Source organism: Actinomadura sp. 1N219 (assembly GCF_044326405.1).
GTDB lineage: Bacteria > Actinomycetota > Actinomycetes > Streptosporangiales > Streptosporangiaceae > Spirillospora.
The window spans coordinates 763,054-776,482 of the sequence record NZ_JBIRAY010000001.1 but is presented as its reverse complement, the minus strand read 5'-3'; the positions used below and the strand labels follow the sequence as shown (position 1 = coordinate 776,482).

Below are 13,429 nucleotides of genomic sequence, written 5' to 3'. Positions count from 1 at the left end.
GCTCTGACGACCCCGTCGCCATGGCGCTGACGCTCCCCCCGGTCGTCGACACGTGGGTGCGGCTCCAGCTTCCAGACGTGCCCGGCACTCCCGACGGCATCGAGGGGGCCGGGCGGACGGCCCGCGCGGCCGCCGCCGCCGCGCCGCGGATCATCGAGGGCCTGGAGGCGCTGGTACGGACGCGGCCGGACGAGCTAGGCCCGCTCCTGATGGAGGTCCTCGACGTCTTCTCCCACCGCCTGGACGCGTGGATCACCTCGCTGGCCGCCAAGCGGCTGGCGGCGTCCCCGCCCGGCGAGGGCGTCCGGATCGGCGGGTACGGCTGGGTCGAGGACCTGCGGCCGTCGCGGGAGACGCCGGTCACCACGAACCTCCCGGGCGTCGGCGAGGTGTCGGTCTCGCTCGCCGACGGCTACATCCACGCGCCCTCCCTGCACCATGCCGCCACCGCCGCCGTGCTGCGCTCCGGCTTCCTCGCGCACGCGGGCGACGCGACCCTCGCGGTGGACCTCACGTCCCGGCGGGCCAGGGTCGCGCGGTGGCTGCTCCGGGGCGTCCGCAACGGCCAGAACCTCGGGACGCTCCTCGGCTACCGCTTCGAACGCGCCCTGCACGACGCCGGGCTCGACGACCGGATCCCGCGCTTCCGCCGCAGGTTCCCCGCGCCCGCGGCCCCCGAGCCGCCGCCCCTGGACGGCGACGCCCCGTCCGACCTGTGGGCGCGGAGCCGGGAGGCCATCGCCGACCGGAACGTGGTGGACGGCCTTGCGCTCGCACGGGCGGTGACGTCCGGCGGCCTGGGCGACGAGGGCGAGGTCGCGCCGCACCTGGGCGACCTGGTCGACGCCCTCGACGCCGTCGGCGACCTCGTCCTCGCCGAGAGCGTGCACCACCTGATCGGCGGCAACGCGCTGCGCGCCGGGATGGCCGCCGACACCCTCGGCCAGGGCCGGGACGTCCCGGACCGCTTCGAGGTGCTGACCACCCCGCACCGGGGCAGGGCGATCACGCAGCGGCTGGCGGTGGCGCTGCCGGACGTCCCCGCGCCCGCGCCCGGCTGGCCCGCCGACGACCTCACGGCTCTGGAGCCCCGGCTGGACGCCTGGGTGTCCGGGCTCCTCGGGCCCGCCACAGAGCTGCGGCTCTCCGGGACGGTGACCGAGACCGGAGAGGAGTTCACGCAGACCGCCGACCAGCTCGGCATGGGCGCGCTGGCACTGATCCTGGACGCGTCCAGCGCCGATCAGCCGAGGCTGACGCGGAAGGGCACGCGGCGCCTCCACGGCGAGGGATGGGCCGGGCTGCGCGAACTCGCGGTGCGGCTGCGGACCCTGCTGGCGTCCGCGCAGCCGCTGGCGCCCGCGCATCTCCTGCCGCCGGACGCGGCTCCCGTCCCCGTCGACCTCGGCGAACTGCGCGACCGCGTCACCGCATACCGGGACGCGGTCGTCGCGGCGGGCGGCGACCCCGAACGGCTCGCCGCGCTGGGCGTCACCGCCGCCGACCCGGCCGCCGCGGCCGCGCGGCTCGGCACGGTCCTCGCCGGGACGCCCGGCGAGGACTGGCTGCGCATGGTCACCGACGCGCTCTCCGCCCTGCTCGGCGCACGGCTTCCGCTGGCCCCGCGGCTGACCGGAGTGGCCATCGGGCCGCGACCGGCGGGCGCGACCGGCTCGGCGATCGGGGCCTGGCTCGGCCGGTACGCCACCGTCCGGCCCGCTGCCCGCGCCTGGCACGAGACCCTGCTGCTCACCGGCGGCGCCGCGGACCACACCGCCGCGCAGGAGCCGATGCGCACGGCCGCCGACCCGTGGATCGGCGGGACGTTCGATCCGGACGACCGTCCGCCGGCGCAGTGGCACCTCGCCTGCCACCTGCCCGAGCCGATCGGCGCCGGGGAACCGCTCGCCGGGATCGTCCTGGACGAGTGGACCGAGACGCTGCCGGGCTCGGACGGCGCGATCGGCGGCGCGGGGACCCGGCCGCACGAGCTGACCGGGGTGGCGTTCCCCTTCGACCGCCCGGACGCCAAGGCGCCGCAGGCCGTGCTGCTCGCCGTCCCGCCCGACCCGGAGCGCGGCTGGACGGCCGACGTCCTGGCCCTGGCCGTGCACGACACCCTGGAACTGGCCAAGATGCGCGCCGTCGACCTGGGCGACCTGCCGCTGCTCGACAACCTGCTGCCCGGCGTCACCGCCGTCTTCCTCGGCACGTTGAACCGCGTCCTGGCGAAGTTCGAGGAGGACTCCGGCATCCGCCTCTTCGACCCGTTCACCGGAGAGGCCCGGTTCCCGCCGGACGACATGTACCGGATGGAGCCGCTGCACCGCAGCAGCGAGGTGGCGTCCGGCCTGGCGGCGCGGACGCACGACGCGGCCTGGCTGCTGACCAGGCAGTGGCAGTTCGGCGAGTTCGCCGGGCAGGACGCCGGGTCGCCGATCGACGTCGAGCTGACCGGCCAGAGCCGGCCCATCACGTCCTGGCGGCCGCCGGACGGGCCGTGGACGCCCTACGATCCGCGGCTCGGGCCGCTCGAACCGCAGGTCGAGTCGGAGCCGCCGGTCGCCGACGACAGGGCGCGGGCCGAGGGCGGCGCCCAGTTCGCCGCGATGCTGGCCGAGGCGGGCCTGTCGGACGCGCTGCCCCCGCTGCTGGCGGAGTTCGGGCTGCGTCCCGCGTCCGGCGGCGGCCTGGTCGGGCTGCTCGGCGGCCGGGTCCCGGACGCCGTCGCGCTGGCCGAGGCGATCGACGCCGGGCGGCTGACCGGCGACGGCCCCGGCGACGGGCTCGCCGACGTCGCCCGCCGCTGGCGGGACTGGTGGGCCGAGGCCGTCCCGCCGCCGACGCCCGACACGTTCGACGGCCACCGGTTCGAGCACCGCCTGGCGCTGGCGGCGGGCGACACGCTGCTGACCGCCGACGAGTACCTCGGCGACGGCCTCGACTGGTACAGCCTGGACGCCGAGCCGGGCGCGATCGACCCCGAGGCGGGCTCGCCCCTGCCGCTGCACGCCAAGGCGCTCCCGGCGCCCGTCCGATATGGCGGCATTCCCGCCGACCGGTTCTGGGAGATGGAGGACGCCGCCGTCGACCTCGGCTCGGTCGCGGTCGACGCCCTGGACACCGGACGGCTCCTGCTGATCGGGTTCGCCACGACCTACGGCAACGACTGGTTCACCCTCCCCTTGGAAGTCCCCGCGGGCTCGCTGACCACGCTCACGTCCATCCTGGTCACCGACACCTTCGGCGAGCGGTACCTGGTCGAGCGGGCGGGGCTGAACGACCCGTCCTGGAACATGTTCGCCCTGCACGGCGCTCCGGACGGGCTCCTCATGATGCCCACCGCGGCCGACATGCCGGGACGGCCGCTGGAGACCCTCGTCCTGGCCCGGGACGAGCTCGCCAACGTCGGCTGGGCGATCGAGCGGACCGTCACCGACGGACGCGGCGAACTCCTGGACCGCCGTGAGGAATGGCTCCGGATCGCCCCGGCGCCGCCCGCCCCCGCAGGGCCCTCCTATGCCGTGCAGACCATCGTGCCCGACTACTGGCTGCCGCTCGTCCCCGAGGCGGTCGGCGCCGGCGCGATCCGCTTCAAGCTCGTCGGCCTGCTGCAGCCGGGCGTCGACTCGGCTCCGCGCGGCCGCCTGCTGACCGGGGAGACCTGGCTGCACGAGGAGGAGGTCCCCCGGGAGGGGAGCCACGTCACGCGGCGGCCGGTGCTGTCCCGCTGGACGGACGGCTCCTGGCACGCGTGGATCCGCCGGGAGAAGACGGCCGGGACGGGCGAGAGCTCCAGCGGTCTCGCGTTCGACATCGTCCGCCCGTCCGAGGCGTGGCCGATCTAGGAGTTGAGAGCATGAGCCTTTTCGCGGGCACGAAGCCGAATCCGCTCAACGGCACCGTGCACATTCCGATGCAGATGGCGCTGGAGACGGCCCGGCAGGGCCTGCTGGCGATCGGCACGCCGAACGTCGACCGGCTGGCGCTCATGGTCGTCCTGTTGACCGGGCACGAGGGACAGGACGACCACCCCTGGGCAGGCGTCCGGACGGACGAGGAGCATTACTCGGCCAGCCTGCTCAAAGTCGCGGCGATGTACGCGGCGTTCGACCTCCGCTCGAGTGCCGACGAGTTGATCGCCCCCACCGGCCTCACCGCCTGGCCCGCCATCGAGGCCGAGCTGACGGCCGCGTTCGATCCCGAGATCGACGCCCGCACCCCGGCCTTGATCAGCGACCCGGGCCTTTCACCGAGGCTGCGTCCGCAAGACCGGGACCGCAAGCCGGACTATAGCGCGGTGCTGAAGCCCGGCACCGGTCCGGTCTTCGTCGTCGACTTCACCCCGGGCCAGCTCAGCGCCTTCCAGGACATGATCGTCGGTCAGCACAACCCGGGCGCCACGACGACGATCCACGGCCTGGGCTATCCCTACCTCAACGGCAAGCTCGCCGACGACGGATTCTTCGATAGCTCGAACAACAAAGGGGTGTGGCTCGCCGGCGATTTCACGAACGAGGCCGACTGGCCGTCCGCGCGGATCGACAGCGAGAACGACGAACTGGTCGCCCAGGCCACCACGGTCGAACACTTCGCGCGAATGCTGACGCTCTTGTTCGACGACCGGCTGATAGGGCCGACGAGCAACAACGAGATGCGAGACCTGATGCGGCGCGCCGGAAAGTGGTTCCACCACACCGGTCTCATTCCGGGGCCCGTGATCTGGCCGCGCGACGGACGTTTCATCGCCACGGCCAGCAAGGTGGGTCTCGGACCGCTGAAAAGCGGGAAGCAGACCTTCTCGGAGGGCCTGGTGGTGCACGACACTTCGCGCGGGCTCGATTTCGTCGTCGTCTGGCAGAACGTGCACGACACGCTCGGGCCGGGCCAGGTGCCGTTCCGGCGCACGTTCGAGCCTGTCGCGCGGCTCATCGAGGCGACCATCAGCGCGTTCACGCCCATCTGAGCACCAGCCCTCAAAATGGAACATTACCGGCATTTGTAGCTTTCGGGGCTTCGTTGATGGAGGGCTGCGGGTAGGGCCGCCAACGCGGCGGGACGCGGCCCGCCGCCATGCGGCGCGGGCCGTCAGAACTCAGTTCTGAACTCAGCTCTGAAAGGAACCCGCCATGACGGAACCCAGCGCCTTCCCGCCGCCGAGACGCGACCTGTGCGGGGCCATGCACGTCCACCGCCGGCTGCTGAACGAGAGCATGACGTACCGCGCGCGGCGCGCGCAGATCGAGAACCGGGCGCTCCAGTTCGAGTCCGGACGGCGCAGCTCCGCCCGCACGGACGTGATCACCATCCCGGTCGTCGTGCACGTCGTCCACCACGGCGCGGCCGAGAACATCGGCGAGCAGCAGATCATGAGCCAGCTCGACGTCCTCAACAAGGACTTCCGGGCCGCGAACCCCGACGTCTCGAAGGTGCCGGGCGTCTGGATGCCGCTCGTCGCGGACACCCAGCTCCAGTTCGCCCTGGCGACGAAGGACCCGCTCGGCAACCCCACCGACGGGATCGTCCGGGTCGAGACCGCGCAGAGCGAGTTCGGCACGGACGACGGCGTGAAGGCCAGCACCACAGGAGGCTCCGATCCCTGGCCGACCGACCAGTACCTCAACATGTGGGTCTGCCAGTTGGGGGGCGGCCTGCTCGGCTACGCGCAGTTCCCCGGCGGCCCGCCGCAGACCGACGGCGTGGTCGTCCTGCACTCGGCGTTCGGGACGAGCGGCACCGCCGCGCCCCCGTTCAACGGGGGCCGCACCGCCACCCACGAGATCGGGCACTGGCTGGACCTGTTCCACATCTGGGGCGACGACGACGGCGCCTGCAGCAACGACGACCGGGTGGCCGACACGCCGAACCAGGCGGACGCCAACACCGGGGCCCCGAAGTTCCCGCACGTCACGTGCAACAACGGCCCGAACGGCGACATGTTCATGAACTACATGGACTACGTCGACGACGCCGCGATGTTCATGTTCACCAAGGGCCAGCGCGAGCGGATCGACGCCTGCCTGGAGGGGGCGCGGTCGTCCTTCGTGGTGGCGAGCCAGCAGCCACCCGCGGAGCAGCCCGCAGCCCCGGCGCAGCCCGCCAAGCAGCCCGTACCGGCCGGCGGGGTGACGCAGAACGGCGACGTCGAACGGCTCCTGCACGACTCGGAGCGGCTGACCAGGGAAGTCCTGGACGACATCCACAACATGCTGGGCCTCGTCGGCCACCGTCCCGGCGGATGACCGGCGGCGGACGTCCGGGCCCCGACGTCACGGGCTCCTGGGTGCACGCCTTCGAGGAGGACACCCCGGCCGAGGCGGTGTACCGGCCTGCCGACCGTCCGTTCCCACCCGCGCGCCGCCCGCGCCGCCGTATCGAGTTCCGCCCGGACGGCACCTACACCGAGCGCCGTCCCGCACGCGACGACCGCCTGAACGAGGTGGAGGGACGCTGGGACGCGCAGGGAACGGACCAGATCGCCGTAACCTTCCCCGACGGAAGCGGCTCGCCTTTCGCCCTCACCGTCCTCTCCCGGACGGAGGACAGGCTCGTCCTCGCGAGATGAGCGCCGGTCAGCGCTTCGGCTCGGCAGGCGCGGACGCGGAGACGGGAGGCGGCGGCGGGGACGGCCCGTGCACGCCTTCCAGGACGGCCTGGCCCTGCCTGTCCACGAACTTCGTGAACAGCTCCTGGGAGTAGCCGAGGACGACGGCCCAGGCGATGATCTGCCCCGGCGAGTCGAGCGCGCTGAGCCCGGGGACGAACCCGCCGCGCATCAGCAGCAGGCCCAGCACGGCGGTCAGCGCCCCGGTCGGCAGCTTGAGCAGGGCGAGCGCGACCGGGATCCCGAATGCGGTGGACGTCCCGCGGATCTTCCGCAGCGCCGACGCCGCGGCGATCCCGGCCGCGACCAGCCCGATGAACATCACGACGATGTAGTCGCCCCATCCGGCGGCCTCGCGCGTCCGCGTGTCCAGCTCCCCGGCCGGGACGGACGGCGCCGCGCCCGTGGGGCACACGACGCTGAAGTCACCCCGCGCGCCGGGGCTCGGAGCCGGGGTGAAGCACAGCGGGGCGGCCGTCCGCCACAACGCCGAAAGCACCCCGATGGCAATGACCGTGCAGAACAGGAACACGGCGATCCACCGGACGATCCGCACGAAGCTGTCGGCGCGCAGCTTCTCCCGCAGCGCGGCCTGGCGCGCGGTGTCCACGGCGGCGACCAGGGTGACGAGCTGCCCCTCGGTGAGGGACGCGGCCTGGCCGGTCTCCTGGGCGTCGCGCGACTCCTTGGCCAGCCGCTCCACGAAGATCCGGTGCTCGTCGGCCGGGGCGAGATGCTGCTTGACCAACGCGCACATGGCGGGCAGGAACGATTGCAGCTCGCCGGGCGAGAGCGTCCGCATCCACAGGGAACGCGCGCAGTTCAGGTGGAGCTGGGCGGTCGTCACATGGGACGCCGTCAGGTTCCTGCGGTGCGCGCCGGGGTCGATGACGTCCATCGCCCGGTCCAGGGCCTGCTGCGCGCCGCGCAGCAGTTCCGCGTTCTCGGGCGGCTGGGCTCCTTCGTCCCGCGGGGCGGCGAGGATCGCGCGCAGTTCGTGGACGTCCGCGCGCACTTCCTCGCACAGCACCCACGAGCCCCGCTCGCGCGCCCATTCGTCGAGTCTCGGGGCGCCGGGGATCCAGCCGGTCCAGCGGGCCATCCGCCGATGTCCTTCCGGGAGCGGGCCGGATCAGACGGCCGTCGGCACGTTCTCCCACCAGGTGGCGTACCAGGTCTCGTAGTCGACGACGCCCGTCTCCGAAAGGCCGAGGGCGCGCTGCATCTGCCTGCACACGCGGACGTCCTCGTCGTCGTAGTGCCCGTCGATCTCCTTGATCCGCCAGCCGCGGCGGTTCGCCTGGCGCTCCCACACCTTGACGTGCTCTCCCTGGGCCCCGTGTCCGAGGTTCTCGTCGGGCGGCGGCGGGGGCTCGGCGGGGGGCGCCTCCCAGGTGGCCTTCCAGGTGACCGCGTCGACGACGCCGTCGGGCTCCAGCCCCTTCTCGGTCTGGAAGTTCGCGCAGGTGCGCCTGCTGATCGGGCCGAACTCCCCGTCCGGGACGATGTTCCAGCTGCGCGTCTTCATCTGCTGCTGCCACTGCTTGACCCGCGGGCTCTTCATGACCGGCGGGTAGGAAAGCTTCGGTGGCGTGAACGGTGGGGCCGACATGGCGCCTCCTGTTATTGGACTCGCTTCCATGGACCCCGTCCCAACCAGCGAATCAGCGAACCGGCGGAGAAAGAACCAAGGAGAGGCATCAGGAGACCTCCTTTTCCGCATTTCCGCGCTCATATCAGTTCCGCCGGTCGCGCCGGTTGCGCCCCGGTTTCGCCCTGCCCCGTCAGAGGATCAGGTCCTCCGGCCGGACGACCTCGCGCGGCCCCGGGACGGCCTCCAGCCGCTCCAGCGGATCGGCCTGGGCGTGCGGGCCGACGTCGAGCCCGGTCAGCTCCCCGATCTTGCGGACCGGCACCTGGTACGTCTTGTACGCGCCGTAGGAGAACGCCTCCTTCCCGGCCAGGTCCTCGATCAGGACCGCCTGGCTGAGCAGGTAGCCGGTCACCGACAGCCCGCCCGACGCACCGGCCATCGCGACGATCTTCCAGAACTGGCGGGGCAGCCGGACGCCGCGGTAGACGTCGTCGTCCTCGGCCAGCACCGGCCCGGTGAACACGCTGACCGCCAGGTCCAGGTTGTCGGCGTTGTTCAGGACGTAGTCCTCCAGCCCGAGCCACAGCGTCTGGCCCGCGTTGAACTTGTGGTGCTGCGGGGTCGAGTTGGTGAAGTGGAAGGTGTCGTCGTTGGCGGCCTGGGCGACGGCTTCCGTCCCCCAGGCGGGGTCGAGGCGGCGCACCAGATGCCCGCGGTCCAGGTCGTTGGCGCGGTAGACGTCCTCGCCGGTCTGCTCCCCGGCGGGCAGGCGCGGGTCGAAGAACCAGCGGTCGCTGTCGCGCTTGGGACGCCGCGCGCTCCGGCCGTCGATGTTGCAGGCGGTGAACAGCGCGAGCGCTCGCTGCCGGTGCATGACGACGCTGAAGTGGTGGTAGCGCAGTTCGGCCGACGCGACGGCGGCCAGTTCGGGCGACGGCACGGGCATCGGCAGCGGACGGGCCAGGAACGCGGGATCGTAGCCGTCGCGGGTGCTGTAGTCGGGGTCGATCGCCTCCGTCTCGCGCGCGGCCTCGCCCGGATGCCCGTCCGCGAGCCGGACCGTGACCTCAAGCGGGATCGTGACCGTCCCCTCTCGGCTCTGCGACAGCGGAACGGCGGCCATCGCCCGCGCCGGCGGCCGCGAGACCGCCGCCGAAACCGGGGCCGCGACCGGAGGTGCGACCGGAGGCGGGCCGACCGCCGACGCCTGGAGGGACGCCGCGCTTTCGGTCCCCAGAGGAGCGAACAGCTCATCCACAAGCGCCCGCTGCGGCTCGGGCAGCGACGTTTCGCGCACCACCTTGCAGATCCGGCTGATGCGGATCCCCTCGTTCACGAACCCGCCGGTCTCCTCCGGTTCGGGCACCGGAACGCTCGCGTGGTGCAGCGCGACGACCTCCCACTGGTCGTTGAACACCGGCGAGCCGGACGACCCCGGCTCGGTGTCGGCCGCGTAGTGCAGGAACAGCTCGGGAATGTCGACGATCCGGTTCTCGCGCAGCGCGACCTGCTTCCGGTCCCCGCGCGGATGCTGGACGATCGTGACGAACTCCCCGATGATCGCCTTGCCCTCGGCCTCGATCAGCCGGTTGTAGCCGAACGCCGCCAGCTCGGCGGACGGCGCGTCGACCGCCACGAGCGCGAAGTCGAGCCCCTCGTCGGCGAGGAAGAAGCGCTCCGGGTCGAGCGCGTAGGCCGCGACGGCGAGCGGCCGTCCGTCGACGCCGTCCTGGTAGTTGAACTCGACCATGCTGGTCACGGCCGTGCCGGCATCGGGCAGCACGTGGTGGTTGGTCAGCAGCAGGGACGGGGAGACGAGCGAGCCCGTCCCGTACCCGACCGTGCGTCCGCCCTCGTCGCGGATGTCGACCCGGCCGACGGTGCGCGCCGCGGCCACCCCGGCGTCCAGGTAGCGGACGCCCACGTAGTCGACCGTATTGATGATCTTCTCCAGCCGCGCGGCGGGCTCGGCGGCGCCGGGCTCCAGCAGGGCGCCGTCGCCGTAGAACCGGCTCAGCCTGTCGACCCGCTTGGCGACCCGCTCGGCGGTGTCGGCCACCGCCACGCCGCCGGGCGAGGCCAGGACGGTCTCGTGCTCGCGCCGCTCCGGAACGCGCTCGGCCACCCGCCGCGCCGCCGTCTCCCGCTGGCGCTCCTGCTCCCGCTCATAGAATTCCATTTCAGGCCCCCCCGGTCAGCACATATCCGCGAACCACCCGCTTCTCTTAATTTCCTCGATTTTCGCCGGTTATCGCCAGACCCGGGTTCCCCCTTTTACCCCGCATCGGGAAACGTTTGACGCGCGCGACGCGCGAAGCATTGTCAGCAGCGGCGCCATTGGCGGGGAGTGGGACCAGGTCCCGGCGACGGACGCGTCGGGCACCGGGTCAGGGCGACGAGGAACGTGGCGACGATCCCGCCGGCCACCACGAACATCGCGGTGCTGATCCCGTCCGCGGTCGCGACGCGCAGGCGCTCGCCGGTGAGGTCGTCCAGCCCGGCGGTCGCGATCAGCACGAGGGCGGCGAGCCCGACCGCCGCGCCGACGCCGGAGCCGGTGGAGGCGATGCCCGAGGCGATGCCCTGTTCCCGGTCCGCCACGCCGGTCGCGGCCGCGATGAACATGGCCGTGAACACCACGCCGTCGCCGAGGCTGAGCGCGACCAGCCGCGGGACCAGCGCGGCGTACGAACCGTCCGGCGAGATCGCGACGCCGAGCAGCACGGCGCCGAGCGCCCCGACGGCCAGCGCCCCCACCAGGGTGGTCTTCAGCCCGAACCGGGTGACGAACTGCCCGGCCGCCGTCGAGCCCGCCACCACGACCGCCGTCGGGATCAGGAACCCGGCGCCGGTCTCCAGGGCGTCGTAGCCGCGGACCTCCTGAAGGTAGATCGACAGGAAGTAGAGCACGGCGCCGAAGGTGGCCATGAACATGAACGCGATGACGACGCCGGTGATGAGGTTCGGGTTCGAGAGCAGCCGGAGCGGCATGAGCGGGTCGGGGCTGCGCCGCTCGATGGCCACGAACGCTCCGATCAGCAGCAGACCGGCCGCGCCGCCGCCCAGGACGCCCGGCGAGAGCCAGCCCAGCCCCGGCCCCTGGACGAGCGCGAACACGACCAGGGTGACGCCCGCGGTGACGCTCAGCGCTCCGGGCAGATCGAACGTCCGTCCCTTCTCCCGCTCGCCGTCGGACGGAATCAGCACGAACGCCAGAACCAGCGCCGGACCCGTCAGGACGACATTGACCAGGAAGACGGCCTCCCAGCCGAAAACCTGGGTGAGCAGCCCGCCGAGCAGGACGCCGATCACGAGCCCCGCCGCGCCCGCGCCGCCCCAGACGCCCAGTGCACGGTTGCGCGCGCGGCCTTCAGGAAACGTGGTGTTGATGAGCGTCAGCGTGGTGGGGAAGACCAGCGCTCCGCCGAGCCCTTGGAACGCGCGCGCGGCCAGCAGCAGGGCCGGCTCGGTGGCGAGCCCGCCCGCCAGCGACGCCCCGGTGTAGACCGTGAGCCCGGCCACGAGGATCCTGCGCCGTCCGAGCAGGTCCGCGGCGCGTCCGCCGAGCAGCAGGAAGCCCGCCGAGGCCACCGCGTAGGCGCTGATCACCGACTGGAGCGTCTGCGCCGAGTAGCCCAGATCGCGGGCGATGTCGGGCAGCGCCACCACGACGATGTACTGGTCCAGCGAGACGATCAGCATCGCGAACGCCAGCAGCACCAGCGTCGCGGTCGCACGGTTCCACCCGAGACCGCCGGACGTCGATAAGGACTTCGCGGCCCGCGTGGCGGCGGCTCCGTCCGCGTTGCTCGGCTGCTCATGCACGGAAGACACCTCGCTCCTGGCGCGGTCCGATGGGCCGCACTCCTCGATGGAACCAGACAACCTGGACGCGGACCCGGCGGCAACCGGGCGGACGGGTGGCTTGCTGCTGTGGGCGGATCTGCCGTGGGCGGATACGGCTGTGAGCAGTGCGCGGGCTCGCGCATGGTGAATGCATGAGCGAGGAACAGAAAGCCCCGTTGTTCAACGAACGGGTGCGGAGCGAGCTTTACCAGCAGCGCGTGCTCGTCCTCGACGGCGCGCTCGACGACGACAATGGCACACTGCTGGCGACCCAGCTGATGACGCTGGCGCGGGAGGATTCGTCGACCGATATCGCGCTGTGGATCCATTCCCCTGGCGGGTCGGTGCCGTCGATGCTCGCGATCCGCGACGTCATGCGGCTCATCCCGTGCGACGTGTCCACGATGGTGCTCGGCATCGCCTACAGCGCCGGGCAGTTCCTGCTGTCGTCCGGGACGCGGGGAAAGCGCCGTGCCATGCCGCACGCCCGCGTGCTGATGCACCAGGGGTCCGCCGGGATCGCGGGCGCCGCCGTCGACATCGAGCTGCAGGCCGGCGACCTGCGCCACACCCGCGACACGGTGCTCGGGCTCATCGCCGAGGACACCGGGCAGCCCATTGAACGGGTCTTCGAGGATTCGCTTCACGACCGCTGGTACACGGCGCAGGAAGCGCTCGAATACGGGTTCATCGACGCGATCGTCAGCGATTTCGACGAAGTCGTCCCGACCAGTCACCGGACCATAGGGCTCGGAATTCCCTCGGAAGGGGCCGTGCGATGAGCACCTACACGATCCCGAACGTCATCGCGCAGCACCCTCGCGGCGAGCGCATCATGGACGTCTATTCGCACCTGCTGACCGAGCGGATCATCTATCTCGGGACCGCGATCGACGCCGGAGTCGCGAACGCTCTCGTCGCGCAATTGCTGTACCTGGAAGCGGACAGCCCCGACCGCGATATCCAGCTCTACATCAACTGCGAAGGCGGAGATCCGAGCGCGATGCTCGCCGTGTACGACACGCTGCGCTACATCCGCGCGCGGGTGGCGACGACGTGCGTGGGGCAGGCCGTCGCGGTCGGGGCCGTGCTCCTTGCCGCGGGCGCTCCCGGAATGCGCTCCGCGCTGCCGCACACCCGCGTCGTCCTGCACCAGCCGATGGGGCAGAGCCGCGGCGCGATCCCGGACCTGATCCTCCAGGCGGACGAGGTCGTCCGCGTGCGCGGCGACATGGAGAGCATCCTGTCCCGGCACACCGGGCAGGACGTCGCCACGCTGCGCGCCGACACCGACCGCGACCGCGTGTTCACCGCCAAGTCGGCGCTGGACTACGGCCTCATCGACCAGGTGATCGAGGAACGGAAGCCACTGCCCATGTAGGACC

Annotated in this window: 10 protein-coding genes; 6 read left to right on the top strand and 4 right to left on the bottom strand. The window is 72.3% G+C overall.

Annotated elements, in window-relative coordinates:
* Positions 1-20 precede the first annotated feature (20 nt).
* From ACH35V_RS03535 to ACH35V_RS03520, 4 genes are all read left to right on the top strand, one after another.
* Positions 21-3,848: a hypothetical protein gene (locus tag ACH35V_RS03535; protein ID WP_395970048.1), complete on the top strand. Its 3,828-nt coding sequence runs from the start codon at positions 21-23 to the stop codon at positions 3,846-3,848.
* Positions 3,849-3,859: 11 nt separating this feature from the next.
* Positions 3,860-4,966, top strand: coding sequence for a hypothetical protein (locus tag ACH35V_RS03530; protein ID WP_395970047.1), 1,107 nt, complete (start codon positions 3,860-3,862; stop codon positions 4,964-4,966).
* 163 nt (positions 4,967-5,129) lie between these two features.
* Complete coding sequence (locus ACH35V_RS03525) at positions 5,130-6,242, top strand: zinc metalloprotease (protein WP_395970046.1); 1,113 nt, start codon at positions 5,130-5,132, stop codon at positions 6,240-6,242.
* Complete coding sequence (locus ACH35V_RS03520) at positions 6,239-6,565, top strand: hypothetical protein (RefSeq protein ID WP_395970045.1); 327 nt, start codon at positions 6,239-6,241, stop codon at positions 6,563-6,565. Before ACH35V_RS03525 ends, ACH35V_RS03520 begins: the two co-directional genes overlap by 4 nt.
* A 7-nt stretch (positions 6,566-6,572) precedes the next feature.
* Here ACH35V_RS03520 and ACH35V_RS03515 read toward each other — a convergent pair whose 3' ends face one another.
* The 4 genes from ACH35V_RS03515 to ACH35V_RS03500 all read right to left on the bottom strand — a co-directional run bounded on the left by ACH35V_RS03515 (position 6,573) and on the right by ACH35V_RS03500 (position 12,032).
* Positions 6,573-7,706: a hypothetical protein gene (locus tag ACH35V_RS03515; RefSeq protein WP_395970044.1), complete on the bottom strand. Its 1,134-nt coding sequence runs from the start codon at positions 7,704-7,706 to the stop codon at positions 6,573-6,575.
* A gap of 30 nt (positions 7,707-7,736) precedes the next feature.
* Positions 7,737-8,216, bottom strand: a complete 480-nt coding sequence (locus tag ACH35V_RS03510; RefSeq protein ID WP_395970043.1) for a peptidoglycan-binding protein — start codon at positions 8,214-8,216, stop codon at positions 7,737-7,739.
* Between the two features lie 172 nt (positions 8,217-8,388).
* Positions 8,389-10,377, bottom strand: coding sequence for a DNA/RNA non-specific endonuclease (locus ACH35V_RS03505; protein ID WP_395970042.1), 1,989 nt, complete (start codon positions 10,375-10,377; stop codon positions 8,389-8,391).
* 143 nt (positions 10,378-10,520) lie between these two features.
* On the bottom strand, positions 10,521-12,032 hold the full coding sequence (locus tag ACH35V_RS03500) for an MFS transporter (protein WP_395970041.1): 1,512 nt from the start codon (positions 12,030-12,032) through the stop codon (positions 10,521-10,523).
* A gap of 137 nt (positions 12,033-12,169) precedes the next feature.
* Here ACH35V_RS03500 and ACH35V_RS03495 point away from each other — a divergent pair, with 137 nt between their 5' ends.
* Both ACH35V_RS03495 and ACH35V_RS03490 read left to right on the top strand, forming a co-directional pair.
* A complete protein-coding gene (locus tag ACH35V_RS03495) occupies positions 12,170-12,826 on the top strand; it encodes a ClpP family protease (RefSeq protein WP_395970040.1) in 657 nt (218 codons plus the stop codon).
* A complete protein-coding gene (locus ACH35V_RS03490) occupies positions 12,823-13,425 on the top strand; it encodes a ClpP family protease (protein ID WP_395970039.1) in 603 nt (200 codons plus the stop codon). Before ACH35V_RS03495 ends, ACH35V_RS03490 begins: the two co-directional genes overlap by 4 nt.
* The last annotated feature ends 4 nt before the right edge of the window (positions 13,426-13,429 follow it).

Excerpts from the sequence above, each read along its gene's own strand:
- ACH35V_RS03535 (WP_395970048.1), top strand. The coding sequence starts at position 21 with ATGGCGCTGACGCTCCCCCCGGTCGTCGACACGTGGGTGCGGCTCCAG.
- ACH35V_RS03530 (WP_395970047.1), top strand. The coding sequence starts at position 3,860 with ATGAGCCTTTTCGCGGGCACGAAGCCGAATCCGCTCAACGGCACCGTG.
- ACH35V_RS03525 (WP_395970046.1), top strand. The coding sequence starts at position 5,130 with ATGACGGAACCCAGCGCCTTCCCGCCGCCGAGACGCGACCTGTGCGGG.
- ACH35V_RS03520 (WP_395970045.1), top strand. The coding sequence starts at position 6,239 with ATGACCGGCGGCGGACGTCCGGGCCCCGACGTCACGGGCTCCTGGGTG.
- ACH35V_RS03515 (WP_395970044.1), bottom strand. The coding sequence starts at position 7,706 with ATGGCCCGCTGGACCGGCTGGATCCCCGGCGCCCCGAGACTCGACGAA.
- ACH35V_RS03510 (WP_395970043.1), bottom strand. The coding sequence starts at position 8,216 with ATGTCGGCCCCACCGTTCACGCCACCGAAGCTTTCCTACCCGCCGGTC.
- ACH35V_RS03505 (WP_395970042.1), bottom strand. The coding sequence starts at position 10,377 with ATGGAATTCTATGAGCGGGAGCAGGAGCGCCAGCGGGAGACGGCGGCG.
- ACH35V_RS03490 (WP_395970039.1), top strand. The coding sequence starts at position 12,823 with ATGAGCACCTACACGATCCCGAACGTCATCGCGCAGCACCCTCGCGGC.